The sequence below is a fragment of the Methylosinus sp. Ce-a6 genome (genome assembly GCF_009811655.1).
Classification (GTDB): domain Bacteria; phylum Pseudomonadota; class Alphaproteobacteria; order Rhizobiales; family Beijerinckiaceae; genus Methylosinus.
This window is the reverse complement of the sequence record NZ_BGJX01000016.1, coordinates 1-12,038: the sequence shown is the minus strand read 5'-3', so window position 1 is coordinate 12,038 and position 12,038 is coordinate 1. Positions and strand designations below refer to the sequence as shown.

Here is a 12,038-nt window from a genome sequence, read left to right as displayed (position 1 = left end):
GCCCGAAACTCAGATCGCGTCGATTCCCGGCCCTCGATGCGCGAATTTTGTTTGCGAGATTTCGATAAAGGCTCGCCCCTTCACGACGCGCCCTCATCCGACCCCGCTTCGCGGGGCCACCTTCTCCCGCAGGCGGGAGAAGGAGTCGCGCTCACTGCTTGTAGACGTTGCCGTCGGGGCCTTTCCAGCCGTCGCCTTCGGCGTAGAAGCGATATTCCTCGTCGAAATTGATCGTCGAGCCCGGGGCCACATATTGCTTGCCCTTGGGATCGCTGCTGCGCGGCGCGGTCACATAATGCTTGCTCGCCGAGCAGCCCTCGGGAAACTTGCCGGCGTCGTCGGGCTTGCATTCGAGATTGGCGCCCTCCGGAAACGCGACCGAAGCATTGAAGAAGAGCTCATAGCCCTTCTCTCCGGTGGCGTGCATCTCCAGCCGCTCGGTCATCGTCTGCTTGAAGGACAGCACCTTGCCGGGCTTGTCGAAGCGCTGCTTCAGCAGATTGTCGAAAATCTGCCGCGCATGGGCCTCGGTCGGATCGGGGCAGCCGAACCAGCAGATGGCGGCGGCGCGGTCGATGGTCAAAGGCGCGACGGCGAGCGTCAGCGCGAGCAGTCTCGAGAGCATCAAGGGTTCCTCTTTCGCGGTTTGTCTCGCGCCTTTGCGGGCCGGGCGCCGTCACCGCCCGTCTGCGGCGGGCTTGGGTCATAAATTAGCCGATCTCCGCGCCGAAATGAACCGATACGGCCGAAATGAACCGAAACGGAAGAACGCCGCAACCAAGCGCTAACCATCCGCTCCTAGCATCCGATCATGAACATCATACATAAGCTCCCGGCGATGCTCGCCCTCATGCTCTGCGCCGCGCCGGCGCGGGCCGATTTCGCCTCCTGCCTCGCGGGCCTGCGCCATGCGGCCGCGGGCGCGGGCGTCTCGCAGCGCGTCATCGAGAGCGCGACCGGCGGTCTCGAGCCCAATGACGCCGTGGGCTTCATGGACAAGCAGCCCGAGTTCAAGACGCCGATCTGGGATTATATCGCCGGGCTCGTGGACGAGGAGCGCGTCGGGGAAGGCCGCGCCATGCTGGGGCGGCACGCCTCCGCCCTTCATGCGGCCGAGCAACGCTTCGGCGTCGACCCCGCGACCGTCGTCGCCGTCTGGGGCGTCGAATCGGATTTCGGCAAGAATTTCGGCAAGCGCGGCGTCGTGCAATCGCTGGCGACGCTCGCCTGCGAGGCGCCCCGCCGCAACGACTATTTCAGAGGCGAATTCGTCGCCGCGCTGAAGATTTTGCAGAGCGGCGACATAGCGCCCGAGGAGTTCAACGGCTCCTGGGCCGGCGCCTTCGGCCATACGCAATTCATGCCCTCGACCTTCCTGTCGACGGCCGTCGATCTCGACGGCGACGGGCGGCGCAATATCGCGAGCTCGGCGGCGGATTCGCTCGGCAGCACGGCGAACTTCCTGCGCAAGGCCGGCTGGCGGCCGGGCCTGCGCTGGGGCTTCGAGGTGAGCGTCCCATCGGGCTATAGCGGCCCCTCCGGGCGGACGAGCCGCCAGCCCATGTCCGCTTGGGGCGCGCGCGGGATCACGCGGCTCGACGGCGGCGCGCTCGGCGACGGAACGGCGGCGCTGCTGCTGCCGGCCGGCCGCAACGGCCCGGCCTTTCTCGTGACGCACAACTTCGACGCCATCTATTCCTACAACGCCGCCGAATCTTATGCGTTGGCGATCGCCGTGCTGTCGGATCGGCTGCGCGGCCGCCCCGGCATTCAGACGGCCTGGCCGACCGACGACCCCGGCATCTCCCGCGCCGAGCGCCGCGAGATGCAGGCGCTGCTCGCCCGCCATGGCTATGAGGTCGGCGAGCCGGACGGCGTGATCGGCGCCAAGACGAAGGAAGCCATCGCCCACTTCCAGGGCCGCGCCGGGCTGAAGGCGGACGGCAGGGCGGGCAAGAGGACGCTGGAAGCGCTGAGGAGCCGGTGAGACTGAAGCCTCGCGGTCCAGCGCGCGCTCTGGACCGCGAGGCTTCAGTCTCACGTCCGCTCCTTCGGCGCGAGCGTCGCTATCGCCATCGCCATTCGCTCGGCGGCCTCGCCGCCCCCGGCTTTCAGACCCGCGATCACGCCGGCGCGGTCGGCGGCGTTGCGATTTTGGCTGAGCTTGCGCTTGGCCTCGATCCGCGAGATCGCAAGCTCGATCCCGACGATTCCTTTCAATTGCGCATCGATGAAGTCGGCCGGCGCATCCTCGAGCGTCCATGGCTCCGCCCGCGACGCTTCGTGACGCGCCGTCAAATCGCCGAGCAGCCCGCGCAGCCAGTTCGGGTCCTCGATCGCGCGCAGGCGGCCATAGACATGGACCGCCTCATAATTCCAGGTGGGGACGACCTTTCCGGTCTCGCGCTTCGTCGCATACCAGGACGGCGTCACATAATGGTCGAGGCCGATGAAGATCGCCAGCGCCTCGCTCGCGGGATCGAGATCGCGCCATAGAGAATTGGCGCGCGCGACATGCGCTCTCAACGCATTGGCCTTCGCGTCGAAGAGAAAGGGAATGTGATCGGCGACGATCGCGCCCTTTTCGAGCCGCGTGAGCGCGGCGAGCGGGCGCGCCTCGATCAGCGCGGCGATGGTCTCGAAATCATGCTCATGAAAAATGTCTGGAAGATACATCGCTTGCGCCTTCACCCCTTGCGTCGACGCGATGCGGCGATCAGCGCGTGAACTTGATCGCGGCGAAGATGAAGCCGCCGAGAGCGAGCCGGGTCACGACCAGCCAGCGGAGAATATCGACTTTCGGATCGGCAACTGTCTCTTTCAGATCGCTTTTCGTCGCGAGCTGCGAGGCGTCGATTTCTCGCAAAGCCTCGACGACGCCGATCGCCTGCTCCTCCGAGACGCCGCGCTTGCGCAAAATCTGCGAAACGGCGAGGGTGTCGATGGTCAAGGCGCTCATGGACATGAATTTAGGCGGAAGCGGGACCAAATCAATCGATCGCCAAATCACAACGCCTGCTGAAACCGTATCGGCGCCCCTCGCGATGGCGTCGCCAACTCGCCTTCCCACATCACCCGCGCGCCGCGCACGAAGGTTCCGATCGGCCAGCCCGTGACCTCGACGCCATCATAGGGCGTCCAGCCGCAGCGCGAGGCGATCCACGCGTTGCGGATCGTCTCGCGGCGCTTCAGATCGACCACTGTGAGATCGGCGTCATAGCCCACCGCGACGCGCCCCTTGCCGGCGAGGCCGAAGAGCCGCGCCGGCCCGGCGCTGGTGAGGTCCACGAAGCGCTGGAGCGTCAGCCGGCCGGCGTTCACATGATCGAGCATCGTCGGAACCAGCGTCTGCACGCCGGTCATGCCCGAGGGGCTCTCCGGATAGGGCTTGGCCTTTTCCTCGAGCGTGTGCGGCGCATGGTCGGAGCCGAGAACATCGACGATCCCCTGCGCGACGCCTTGCCACAGCCCTTCGCGATGACGCGCGTCGCGCACCGGCGGATTCATCTGCGCCAGCGTTCCGAGGCGCAGACAATCCTGCGACGTCAGCGTGAGATGATGCGGCGTCGCCTCGACGCTGGCGATGTCCTTGTGGCGGGAAAGGAATTCGATCTCCTCCAGCGTCGACACATGCAGCACATGGACGAGCGCGCCCTTCTCGCGCGCGATGCGCAGCAGGCGCTCGGTCGAGCGCAGAGCGACGATCTCGTCGCGCCACACCGGATGCGAGGACGGATCGCCCGGAACGCGCAGGGGCTTGCGCTCCTCGAGCCGATATTCGTCCTCGCTGTGGAAGGCGGCGCGGCGGCGCGTCTTGGAGAGGATCGCGCCGACGCCTGCATCGTCGGCGACGAGCAGCGAGCCGGTGGACGACCCCATGAAGACTTTTATGCCCGCCGCGCCGGGCAGGCGCTCGAGCTCGGGAATATCCTCGGCGTTCTCATGCGTGCCGCCGACCCAGAAGGCGAAATCGCAATGCGCGCGGCCGGACGCCCGCGCCACCTTGTCGGCGAGCTCGGCGGCGCCCGTCGTCAGCGGCTTGGTGTTGGGCATTTCGAAGACCGCGACCACGCCGCCGAGGACGGCGGCGCGGGTCCCGGTCTCGAGATCCTCCTTATGCGTCGGGCCGGGCTCGCGGAAATGCACCTGCGTGTCGATGACGCCGGGCAGAATATGCAGGCCCGCGCAGTCGATCCGCTCGCCGGCGGACGCCTGCGAGAGATCGCCGATGGCGGCGATCTTGCCGTCGCTGATCGCGACGTCGCGCGGGCCTATGCCGTCGTGATTGACGAGGGCGCCGCCGGCGAGAATCATGTCATAGGTCTTGGGCATGGCTGGCGCCTCGATTGCAGGTGTCGCCGGGATTATCGGAATTTCGACGCGAACGGGGCGTCGCCCTCGCAAAACGATCTAGCGCACATCGGAGCGGGCCGGAACCCGCACCTCGCGCGGCGAGCGGCCTCTCCGGTTCGCCGACCATTTGGAGCACATCGGACATGACCAGCGCCACACTTCTCTCGAACCGGGGCGTCGTCGAGGTCGCGGGCCCGGACGCCGCCAAATTCCTGCACGGCATTCTCACCCAGGATGTGAAGTCGATCGCGCCGGGCGATCTGCGCTTTGCGGCGCTGCTCACGCCGCAGGGCAAGATCATCGTCGATTTCTTCATCTTCGCGAAGGCGGGCGAGGACGGCCCCGTGCTGCTGCTCGACTGCGCCGCCGACATGATCGGAACGCTGCTCGATCGGCTGAAATTCTACAAGCTGCGCGCCGCGGCGACGCTGACCGACCGCAGCGCCGACTATGCGAGCGTCGCCTTTGCGGAGGCGACCGCCAAGCCCGAGATCGATGCTGTCGCGCTCGCCCCCGACCCTCGCGCGGAGAGCCTCGGCTGGCGCGGCCTCGTCACGCGGGAGATCGCGGCGACCCTCGCCTCCGCCCCGCGCGCGGCCTATGACGCCAAGCGCATCGCCGCCGCCGCGCCCGAGGGCGGCGTCGATTTCGTCTATGGCGACGCCTTTCCGCATGAGGCCAATATGGATCGTCTCGCCGGCGTCGATTTCAAGAAGGGCTGCTTCCTCGGCCAGGAGGTGGTCTCGCGCATGAAGCATCGCGGCCCGGTGAGAAAGCGCGTCGCGACCTTCCGCGCCGAGGGCGCGGCCCCTGCCCCCGGCACGCCGGTGAAGGCCGGCGAGGTGGAGATCGGCGTCACCGGCTCGGCCGTGGGCGGCGAAGGGCTGGCGCTGATCCGGCTCGACAAGCTCGCCGACGCCAAGGCCGGCGGCGCGACCCCGCTCGCCGGCGGCGTGGCGCTGGAATTCACCGTGGTGGAGGGCTGAGCGCAGCCCGCGCCGCCTGAGCCGCGAGCGCGTCGTCATTCCCGGCAGGCCGACGGCCTGACCGGGAATAGCGACCACACAAAAAACAGCTGATGCTCTGGATTCCCGATCGCTCGCTACGCGAGCGTCGGGAATGACGCCCTTCTATATTGGGAGGACGCCCCCCTCTATCTTGGGAGGGCGAACCCGCCTCAAGTCGCTTGCCGCCTCTTGAGCGCGACATAGCCGAAGCGCCCGCCGACGCCGGCGACCAGCAGGCCGAAAAGGACATAGGCGTATAATTCGGTATTGTCGATGAGCCCCACGGTGAAGTGGTGGCGGCCGACGAACGCCTTCACGCCGTCGTCGCTCGCGAGCCGCGCATAGAGCGCATATTTGCCCGCCGTCCGAATATCGACGTCGAAATTGACCATGCCGTTGCGGAATTTCTGCACGGGCAGGCGCAGAACCGTGTCGGCTTCGGCGGGCTCGCCGGCGCTCTCGACGTCGCGGACGACGCGAATGTCCCAATTCATCTCGCGCAGCTCGGCGTCCGGCGCGTCGAGCGCGATGACCGTCGCGCCCGTGTCGGGCAGCACGTCGCAGACGCGATCGATGTTCTTCTTGGGCTGCATGGCGACGAATTTCATCGCCTTTTCAGCGCCGAGCGCGACGGGGCACTCGGGATCGTAATAATGCCAGCCGGCGGCCCGAGCAGCGGGGGCGGAAAGAGCGCCGCCCGCGATGACGAGCGCGGCGGCGAGGCGCAAACGAAGGCGAGACGAGGCCAATTTCCCTATACTCCCCCGAGGCTTCCGATCTCGGGCGAAACTGCAATTTTTTATGCGATTTTGCAATTGCGCGCCGCGCGGCCGGCGACGAGGCCTCGGGCTCGGCGCGCCCGCCGATTCCCTCCCGGCGCGAAACAGGCTAGTCTCGCGCGCGTCGCGCCCTCCCCGTCGAGCCCGAGCCCCGGCATGTCGCTTCCCAACGAATATCTGATCGATCGTCGCCGCCTTCGCCGCAAGCTCGGCTATTGGCGCATTCTGGCCATTGTCGCCGTCGGCCTCGCCGGTCTCGCGGCCTTCGCGCGCTTCGGCGAGGGCGGCCCCGGCCCGGCCGCCAAGCTCTCCCCCCATATCGCCCGCCTCTCGATCAGCGGCCTCATCACCGGGGACAAGGCGACGCTCGATCTCATCAAATCGATCGGCGAATCACATGCGAGCGCCGTGGTGGTGAATATCGACAGCCCCGGCGGCACGACGACCGGCTCCGAGAAGCTCCATGACGAGCTGCGCCGCCTCGCCGAGAAAAAACCCATGGTCGCCGTCGTCGGCACGATCGCGGCCTCGGGCGCCTATATCGCCGCCATGGCCGCCGACGAGATCGTCGCCTCGGGCAATTCGCTCGTCGGCTCGATCGGCGTGCTGTTTCAATTCCCCAATGTCTCCCGCCTGCTCGACACTGTGGGGGTGAAGGTGGAGGAGGTGAAATCCTCGCCCTTGAAGGCCGCGCCCAACGGCTTCGAGCCGACGAGCGAGGCCGCGCGCGAGGCGATCGCCGCTCTGGTCGCCGATTCATACGATTGGTTCAAAGGGTTGGTGAAAACGCGCCGCAAGCTCGACGACGAGGAGCTCGCCAAGGTCGTCGACGGCCGCGTCTTCACCGGCCGCCAGGGCCTGCCGCTGAAGCTCGTCGACAAGCTCGGCGGCGAGCGAGAAGCGATCGAATGGCTGGAGACGAACAAGGGCGTCGCCAAGAAGCTGCCGATCCGCGATTGGAAAGAGAAGAGCACGCTCGAGAAGCTCGGGCTCGTCGATTCGATGGCGTCGATCGCGCGGGCGCTGGGGCTCGCCGCGCTGGCCGACGCGCTGGAGCGCGCGGGCGTCGTCGCGCAGCAGGGGCTGCTTGACGGTATGGTCGCGATTTGGCACGCTCGCGCGCCCGATTGAGGCTCCGATCGATGCGGTCACGTCGGTGGAACTGGAACGTCGCATGATCAAATCCGAACTCATCCAACGTATCGCCGCCCGCAACGGGCATCTCTATCAGCGCGACGTCGAGACGATCGTCAGCACGATTCTCGACGAGATCACCCTGGCGCTCGCCCGCGGCGACCGGGTCGAGCTGCGCGGCTTCGGCGCCTTCTCGGTGAAGCGGCGAGAGGCGCGCACCGGCCGCAACCCTCGCACCGGCGAGCAAGTGGCGGTGGAGGAGAAATCCGTGCCCTTCTTCAAGACTGGCAAGGAGATGCGCGAGCGGTTGAACGAGGCCCGCGGCTGATCCGCCGAAGGGCGTCCGGGTGGAACGGTCGGGCGGACGAAACAGGTAAGGTGACATGAGATCGGTTCTGCGCATCCTCGTCTTCGTTCCGCTCGGACTCGTCTTTCTGTATTTCGCCGCGGCCAATCGCGCGCCGGTGAGAATATTCCTCGATCCGTTTCCGGGCGCGGGCGAGAGCGGCCCCTCCTTCGAGGCGCCGCTCTATCTGGTGGTTCTGGCGTCCGTCGCGCTCGGCGTCGTCGCGGGCGGCGTGTCGTCCTTTGTGGCGCATGGCCGCTACCGCCGCGCCGCCAAGGTCGCGCGCGCCGACGCCAAAAAGGCGCGCTCCGAGGCGGACCAGCTGCGCGGCCAGGCTCTGGCGAGCCTCTCGCCCGCGCCGGGCGCGTCGAACCGCTCGCCGCGCAACGATCTGGGATGAACGCGACCGTCGCGCTTGAAAAACCCATTCGGCGCCGCTAAGAGAAACGCCTCGACGCCGAGGCCGGAACGCCTCGCGTCTCGCCGCAATAGCTCAGCTGGTAGAGCACATCATTCGTAATGATGGGGTCGGGGGTTCGAATCCCTCTTGCGGCACCACTTCACCGTCTGGCGGCGTCCGAAAACGTCCGAAAATCCCTGAAAAACAAGCGAATACGCGAAATTTAGCGTCCAACGCCGTCCTGCGGGGCACGTTGGTATCCGGCCCGATCGTTGGTATTTTTGTTGGTCTCTGCGAAACCCTGTCCCGGCGGATACCAACATGCCCCTCACCGACGTCGAAATTCGAGCCGCCAAGCCCCGCGCCTCATTGTTCAAGCTCTCGGATGGAGGCGGCCTTCAATTGTGGGTCTATCCCGACGGCGCGAGGCGTTGGCGGATGGCCTATCGCTTCGCCGGAGGTCAGAAGACTCTCGCGATCGGCGTCTACCCCTCGATCGGCCTCAAAGAAGCGCGGGAGGCGCGGGAAGTCGCCAAGCGCCTACTCGCCAACGGCCGCGACCCCTCGGTCGAGAAAAAGGTCGCCAAGGCCGCCAAGGCGTCCGCCACCGCCAACACCTTCGAAGCGCTCGCCGACGAGCTGCTGGACAAAAAGCGGCGCGAGGCGAAGGCGGACCGCACGCTCGACAAGCTGGAATGGTTGCTCGGCCTCGCGCGTCCGACGATCGGGGCGCGGCCAATCGCGGAAATCACCGCGCCGGAAATCCTCGCGGTCTTGCGTATGGCCGAGTCGCGCGGCCGGCTCGAAACCGCGCGCCGCCTTCGCGCGACCATCGGCCAAGTGTTTCGCTTCGCAGTCGCCACGGGCCGAGCCGCGGGCGATCCGACGGGCGCGCTCAAGGGCGCCATCGCTACACCGATCGTCCAGCATCGTGCCGCCATCATCGAGCCCAAGGTGTTCGGCGGGCTTCTTCGCGCCATTGCGAGCTATGACGGCGCGCCGGAGACTTGCGCCGCGCTCGAACTATTGGCTTTGACGTTCGTCCGTCCAGGCGAGCTGCGCTCGGCCGAATGGGCGGAATTCGACCTCGAAAAGGCGGTTTGGTCGATACCGGGCGAAAAGATGAAAATGCGCCGGCCGCATCGCGTTCCGCTCGCGCCGCGCGCCGTCGCGATCTTGCGCGATTTGAAAGCGCTCACCGGACACGGCCGCTTTCTTTTCCCTTCGGTCCGCTCGGCCGACCGTTGCATGAGCGAGAATACGATCAATGCAGCGTTGCGCCGGCTCGGCTTCGAAAAGGAGGAAATGACCGGCCACGGCTTTCGCGCCGCGGCTTCTTCTATGTTGAATGAAAGCGGACTGTGGAACGTCGACGCGATCGAACGGCAATTGGCGCATGTCGACACGGACGCCGTCCGCCGAGCCTATGCGCGCGCCGACTATTGGGACGAGCGCGTCCGAATGATGGATTGGTGGGCGGAGCGCTGCGACGAATTGCGACGTGGTGGCGTCGTCGTGGCGCTCACCGCGTGAAGACCAAAAAGAGAACATCGAGCGAATTGTGGACAGAACGGGCGGAACGGCTTGCCGAGTCCGGTGAAGTGCTATGCTGACCATCACTGTTACGAAAAGCGTGGCACGGATCGCGTCCGCCCGCGCCCACGAGACAGAAGAGCCGCACCAACCCCTGGCAGGGTCAATGCGGCTCGGTGGGCTGTAAACCCGTGCTCGGCAAAGAGCGGGTTCGAGCCTACCCCGGCAGGCCGATGGCAGTAAAGCCGTCGGCCCGTCGGCCCGTCAATCAAACGGTTGAAAGGTAGCATGACGAACTCGACGAACTCCGGCGACAATCGCCAAAAGACCGCCGCCTCCCCCTTCCCCCGGACCGGCTTTCTCCGCCTCTCTTCGATCCTCGCGCCCAAGGGGCCGATCCCCGTCAGCCGCTCCACATGGTGGGCGGGCGTCAAGGACGGGCGCTTTCCCAAGCCGGTGAAGCTCGGCCCGCGCATCACGGCGTGGCGAGCGGAAGATATCGACGCGCTCTGCCAAAATCCGCGGTGACGCATGGCGGGGCGGCACGACGTCCGCCGCGTCAAAATCCATCGGAGCTACACAATCTCAGAAGCGGCGACGCTTCTGGGCGTGCATGAGCGCACGGTAAGACGATGGACCGACTGCGGCCTTCCCCTCATCGAGGACAAGCGACCATATCTCATTCATGGCAGCGACCTACGCGCCTTCCTGGGCGCGCGTAGGCCAAAAAAGCAACCATGCCGGCCCGGCGAAATCTATTGCGTGGCGTGTCGGGCGCCGCGGCGTCCGGCCGGCGACATGGCGGACTACATCCCCAGATCGGCGACGAGCGGCCTGCTCCGTGGCCTTTGCCCGGAGTGCGGCGCGCTCATGAATCGCATGACGCGGTTCGCATCGCTCTCGGCGGCGAGCGGCGATTTGGACGTTGCACGCCAGCCCGCACAACGACGCCTAGACGATAGCCGCTCCTCCCTCTCGAATGCTCACTTCAATAAGGATGGACTATGACCGCGAAACGAAGCCCCGCCAATGAGCGCATGAAGCGCGCCTATCTGCATTTTCTGAAAGACGCCAAGGGCCGCGACGAGGCCTCGCTCGACGCGGTCGCCAAGGCCATCGAGCGCTTCGACGAATATAATCGACGACGCGATTTCAAGAAATTCCATATCGAGCAGGCGCGCGCCTTCAAGGCGCATCTCGCCGAGCAGCGCAACGCGCGAACCCGCGCGCCCTTGTCGGCATCGACCGTCTGCTCGACGCTCGCGGCGCTCAAGGCCTTCTTCAAATGGCTCTCCGGCGAGCCGGAATATCGATCGCGGCTCAAATCTGCCGACGCGGACTATTTCAACCCGCCGGACAATCTGGCGCGCATCGCGACGGCGCATCGGCACAAGCCATGCCCGACGCTGGCGCAGATTCGCGCCGTTCTGGACGCCATGCCGGCCACGACGGAACCGGAGCGCCGCGACCGGGCGCTCGTCGCCTTCGCCATTCTGACCGGCGCGCGCGACCGCGCCATCGTCTCCTTCAAGCTGAAGCATATAGACATCGAGCACGATTTGCTCGAGCAGGATGCGCGCGAAGTGCGCACCAAGCGCGCCAAGACCTTCACCACTTGGTTCTTCCCCGTCGGCGACGGCATTCGCCAAATCGTCGTCGATTGGGTGGGCTTTCTGCGGAGCGAAAAAGGCTTTGGGCCGGAAGACCCGCTCTTTCCGAAGACGCGCGTCGCGCCGGGCGCCGAGCATGAATTCGCCGCGCGAGGACTCGACCGCGTCCATTGGGCCAATGCGGACCCTGTGCGGGCGATCTTCAAGGAGGCCTTCCCGAGGGCAGGCCTGCCCTATTCCAACCCGCATTCCTTCCGCAATACGCTCGTGCAATTGGCCTATGATTTGGGGCTCGACGCGGAGCAGTTCAAAGCATGGTCGCAGAATCTCGGCCATGAGTCCTGCCTCACGACCTTTTCCAGCTACGGGACGATTCCGCCGCATCGGCAGGCGGAGATTATTCGGGAGTTGGCGGCCCCGCCGCCGCGCATGTCGCCCGGCTTCGTCCGGCAAATTCGTGACCTCGTGCAAAGCGAGCTGAAAGCCGAGGCTCGCTGACCGCGCCGCTTGCGTCGCCCCGCCGAGGGGCTGTAATCCCTATCGGGACGCGCAGCCTCTTCGGGTTCGAAAACAAGACGGTAAGTTGCCGATATGCCGATATTGCAATGGTTGGACCGCGAGCAGCATGTCAAAGCCGCGGAGCAAGTGCCTTACCGTCTCTTGGAGGTCGACGACGCATTGAGCGCCGGAGACGTCGATACGCCGAACATGCTCATACAGGGCGACAATCTCGAGGCGCTGAAGGCGCTCTTGCCCTATTACGCCGGCCGCGTGCGCTGCATTTTCATCGACCCGCCTTAGAACCTGACCCAAAAGTTTCTTGTTCGCGCCGCAGTTGCGTGATTCTGGGGTTCCGAAGCATCGGAGAATGATTCG

At 66.0% G+C, this 12,038-nt stretch carries 15 protein-coding genes and 1 tRNA gene; 11 read left to right on the top strand and 5 right to left on the bottom strand.

Annotated features, from left to right (window positions below):
- Positions 1-151 precede the first annotated feature (151 nt).
- Positions 152-625: a hypothetical protein gene (locus Mspo_RS11495; RefSeq protein WP_159729859.1), complete on the bottom strand. Its 474-nt coding sequence runs from the start codon at positions 623-625 to the stop codon at positions 152-154.
- A 186-nt stretch (positions 626-811) separates the two neighbouring features.
- On the opposite strand from Mspo_RS11495, the gene Mspo_RS11490 reads away from it, so the two are divergent.
- Positions 812-1,987 carry a lytic murein transglycosylase gene (locus Mspo_RS11490; RefSeq protein WP_159729857.1) on the top strand — a complete coding sequence of 392 codons (1,176 nt, stop codon included), beginning with the start codon at positions 812-814 and terminating at the stop codon, positions 1,985-1,987.
- Positions 1,988-2,037: 50 nt separating this feature from the next.
- Here Mspo_RS11490 and Mspo_RS11485 read toward each other — a convergent pair whose 3' ends face one another.
- From Mspo_RS11485 to Mspo_RS11475, 3 genes are read right to left on the bottom strand one after another with little or no spacing between them, the layout of a single operon-like run.
- Positions 2,038-2,676 carry an FMN-binding negative transcriptional regulator gene (locus Mspo_RS11485; RefSeq protein WP_159729855.1) on the bottom strand — a complete coding sequence of 213 codons (639 nt, stop codon included), beginning with the start codon at positions 2,674-2,676 and terminating at the stop codon, positions 2,038-2,040.
- A gap of 40 nt (positions 2,677-2,716) precedes the next feature.
- Positions 2,717-2,959: a hypothetical protein gene (locus Mspo_RS11480; protein WP_159729853.1), complete on the bottom strand. Its 243-nt coding sequence runs from the start codon at positions 2,957-2,959 to the stop codon at positions 2,717-2,719.
- Positions 2,960-3,006: 47 nt separating this feature from the next.
- Positions 3,007-4,332 (bottom strand): dihydroorotase, encoded by a 1,326-nt coding sequence (locus Mspo_RS11475; RefSeq protein ID WP_159729851.1) that lies wholly within the window; start codon positions 4,330-4,332, stop codon positions 3,007-3,009.
- Between the two features lie 164 nt (positions 4,333-4,496).
- Here Mspo_RS11475 and Mspo_RS11470 point away from each other — a divergent pair, with 164 nt between their 5' ends.
- Positions 4,497-5,339 (top strand): folate-binding protein YgfZ, encoded by an 843-nt coding sequence (locus tag Mspo_RS11470; RefSeq protein ID WP_159729850.1) that lies wholly within the window; start codon positions 4,497-4,499, stop codon positions 5,337-5,339.
- Between the two features lie 191 nt (positions 5,340-5,530).
- Here Mspo_RS11470 and Mspo_RS11465 read toward each other — a convergent pair whose 3' ends face one another.
- Positions 5,531-6,109 (bottom strand): hypothetical protein, encoded by a 579-nt coding sequence (locus Mspo_RS11465; RefSeq protein WP_244613365.1) that lies wholly within the window; start codon positions 6,107-6,109, stop codon positions 5,531-5,533.
- A gap of 186 nt (positions 6,110-6,295) precedes the next feature.
- On the opposite strand from Mspo_RS11465, the gene sppA reads away from it, so the two are divergent.
- From sppA to Mspo_RS11420, 9 genes are all read left to right on the top strand, one after another.
- Positions 6,296-7,270, top strand: a complete 975-nt coding sequence (sppA, locus tag Mspo_RS11460; RefSeq protein WP_159729848.1) for a signal peptide peptidase SppA — start codon at positions 6,296-6,298, stop codon at positions 7,268-7,270.
- A 43-nt stretch (positions 7,271-7,313) separates the two neighbouring features.
- Entirely contained in the window at positions 7,314-7,601 is a 288-nt protein-coding gene (ihfB, locus tag Mspo_RS11455) for an integration host factor subunit beta (RefSeq protein WP_159729846.1), read from the top strand.
- A gap of 55 nt (positions 7,602-7,656) precedes the next feature.
- The gene (locus tag Mspo_RS11450; protein ID WP_159729844.1) at positions 7,657-8,019 is read left to right on the top strand and encodes a lipopolysaccharide assembly protein LapA domain-containing protein; all 363 of its coding nucleotides are present in this window, start codon (positions 7,657-7,659) and stop codon (positions 8,017-8,019) included.
- Between the two features lie 82 nt (positions 8,020-8,101).
- A tRNA-Thr gene (locus Mspo_RS11445) sits at positions 8,102-8,177 on the top strand.
- A gap of 163 nt (positions 8,178-8,340) precedes the next feature.
- Complete coding sequence (locus Mspo_RS11440) at positions 8,341-9,552, top strand: integrase arm-type DNA-binding domain-containing protein (protein WP_159729842.1); 1,212 nt, start codon at positions 8,341-8,343, stop codon at positions 9,550-9,552.
- 288 nt (positions 9,553-9,840) lie between these two features.
- Positions 9,841-10,080, top strand: a complete 240-nt coding sequence (locus Mspo_RS11435) for an AlpA family transcriptional regulator (protein WP_159729840.1) — start codon at positions 9,841-9,843, stop codon at positions 10,078-10,080.
- A gap of 3 nt (positions 10,081-10,083) precedes the next feature.
- Positions 10,084-10,560, top strand: coding sequence for a helix-turn-helix domain-containing protein (locus Mspo_RS20285; protein ID WP_159729838.1), 477 nt, complete (start codon positions 10,084-10,086; stop codon positions 10,558-10,560).
- Positions 10,557-11,660, top strand: coding sequence for a site-specific integrase (locus tag Mspo_RS11425; RefSeq protein WP_159729836.1), 1,104 nt, complete (start codon positions 10,557-10,559; stop codon positions 11,658-11,660). The genes Mspo_RS20285 and Mspo_RS11425 overlap by 4 nt, the downstream gene beginning before the upstream one ends.
- Before the next feature lie 147 nt (positions 11,661-11,807).
- A complete protein-coding gene (locus tag Mspo_RS11420; RefSeq protein WP_201281688.1) occupies positions 11,808-11,963 on the top strand; it encodes a hypothetical protein in 156 nt (51 codons plus the stop codon).
- Positions 11,964-12,038 lie beyond the last annotated feature (75 nt).

Excerpts from the sequence above, each read along its gene's own strand:
- Mspo_RS11485 (WP_159729855.1), bottom strand. The coding sequence starts at position 2,676 with ATGTATCTTCCAGACATTTTTCATGAGCATGATTTCGAGACCATCGCC.
- Mspo_RS11425 (WP_159729836.1), top strand. The coding sequence starts at position 10,557 with ATGACCGCGAAACGAAGCCCCGCCAATGAGCGCATGAAGCGCGCCTAT.
- Mspo_RS20285 (WP_159729838.1), top strand. The coding sequence starts at position 10,084 with ATGGCGGGGCGGCACGACGTCCGCCGCGTCAAAATCCATCGGAGCTAC.
- Mspo_RS11450 (WP_159729844.1), top strand. The coding sequence starts at position 7,657 with ATGAGATCGGTTCTGCGCATCCTCGTCTTCGTTCCGCTCGGACTCGTC.
- Mspo_RS11480 (WP_159729853.1), bottom strand. The coding sequence starts at position 2,959 with ATGAGCGCCTTGACCATCGACACCCTCGCCGTTTCGCAGATTTTGCGC.
- Mspo_RS11440 (WP_159729842.1), top strand. The coding sequence starts at position 8,341 with ATGCCCCTCACCGACGTCGAAATTCGAGCCGCCAAGCCCCGCGCCTCA.
- Mspo_RS11435 (WP_159729840.1), top strand. The coding sequence starts at position 9,841 with ATGACGAACTCGACGAACTCCGGCGACAATCGCCAAAAGACCGCCGCC.
- Mspo_RS11470 (WP_159729850.1), top strand. The coding sequence starts at position 4,497 with ATGACCAGCGCCACACTTCTCTCGAACCGGGGCGTCGTCGAGGTCGCG.
- Mspo_RS11495 (WP_159729859.1), bottom strand. The coding sequence starts at position 625 with ATGCTCTCGAGACTGCTCGCGCTGACGCTCGCCGTCGCGCCTTTGACC.
- sppA (WP_159729848.1), top strand. The coding sequence starts at position 6,296 with ATGTCGCTTCCCAACGAATATCTGATCGATCGTCGCCGCCTTCGCCGC.
- ihfB (WP_159729846.1), top strand. The coding sequence starts at position 7,314 with ATGATCAAATCCGAACTCATCCAACGTATCGCCGCCCGCAACGGGCAT.
- Mspo_RS11475 (WP_159729851.1), bottom strand. The coding sequence starts at position 4,332 with ATGCCCAAGACCTATGACATGATTCTCGCCGGCGGCGCCCTCGTCAAT.
- Mspo_RS11490 (WP_159729857.1), top strand. The coding sequence starts at position 812 with ATGAACATCATACATAAGCTCCCGGCGATGCTCGCCCTCATGCTCTGC.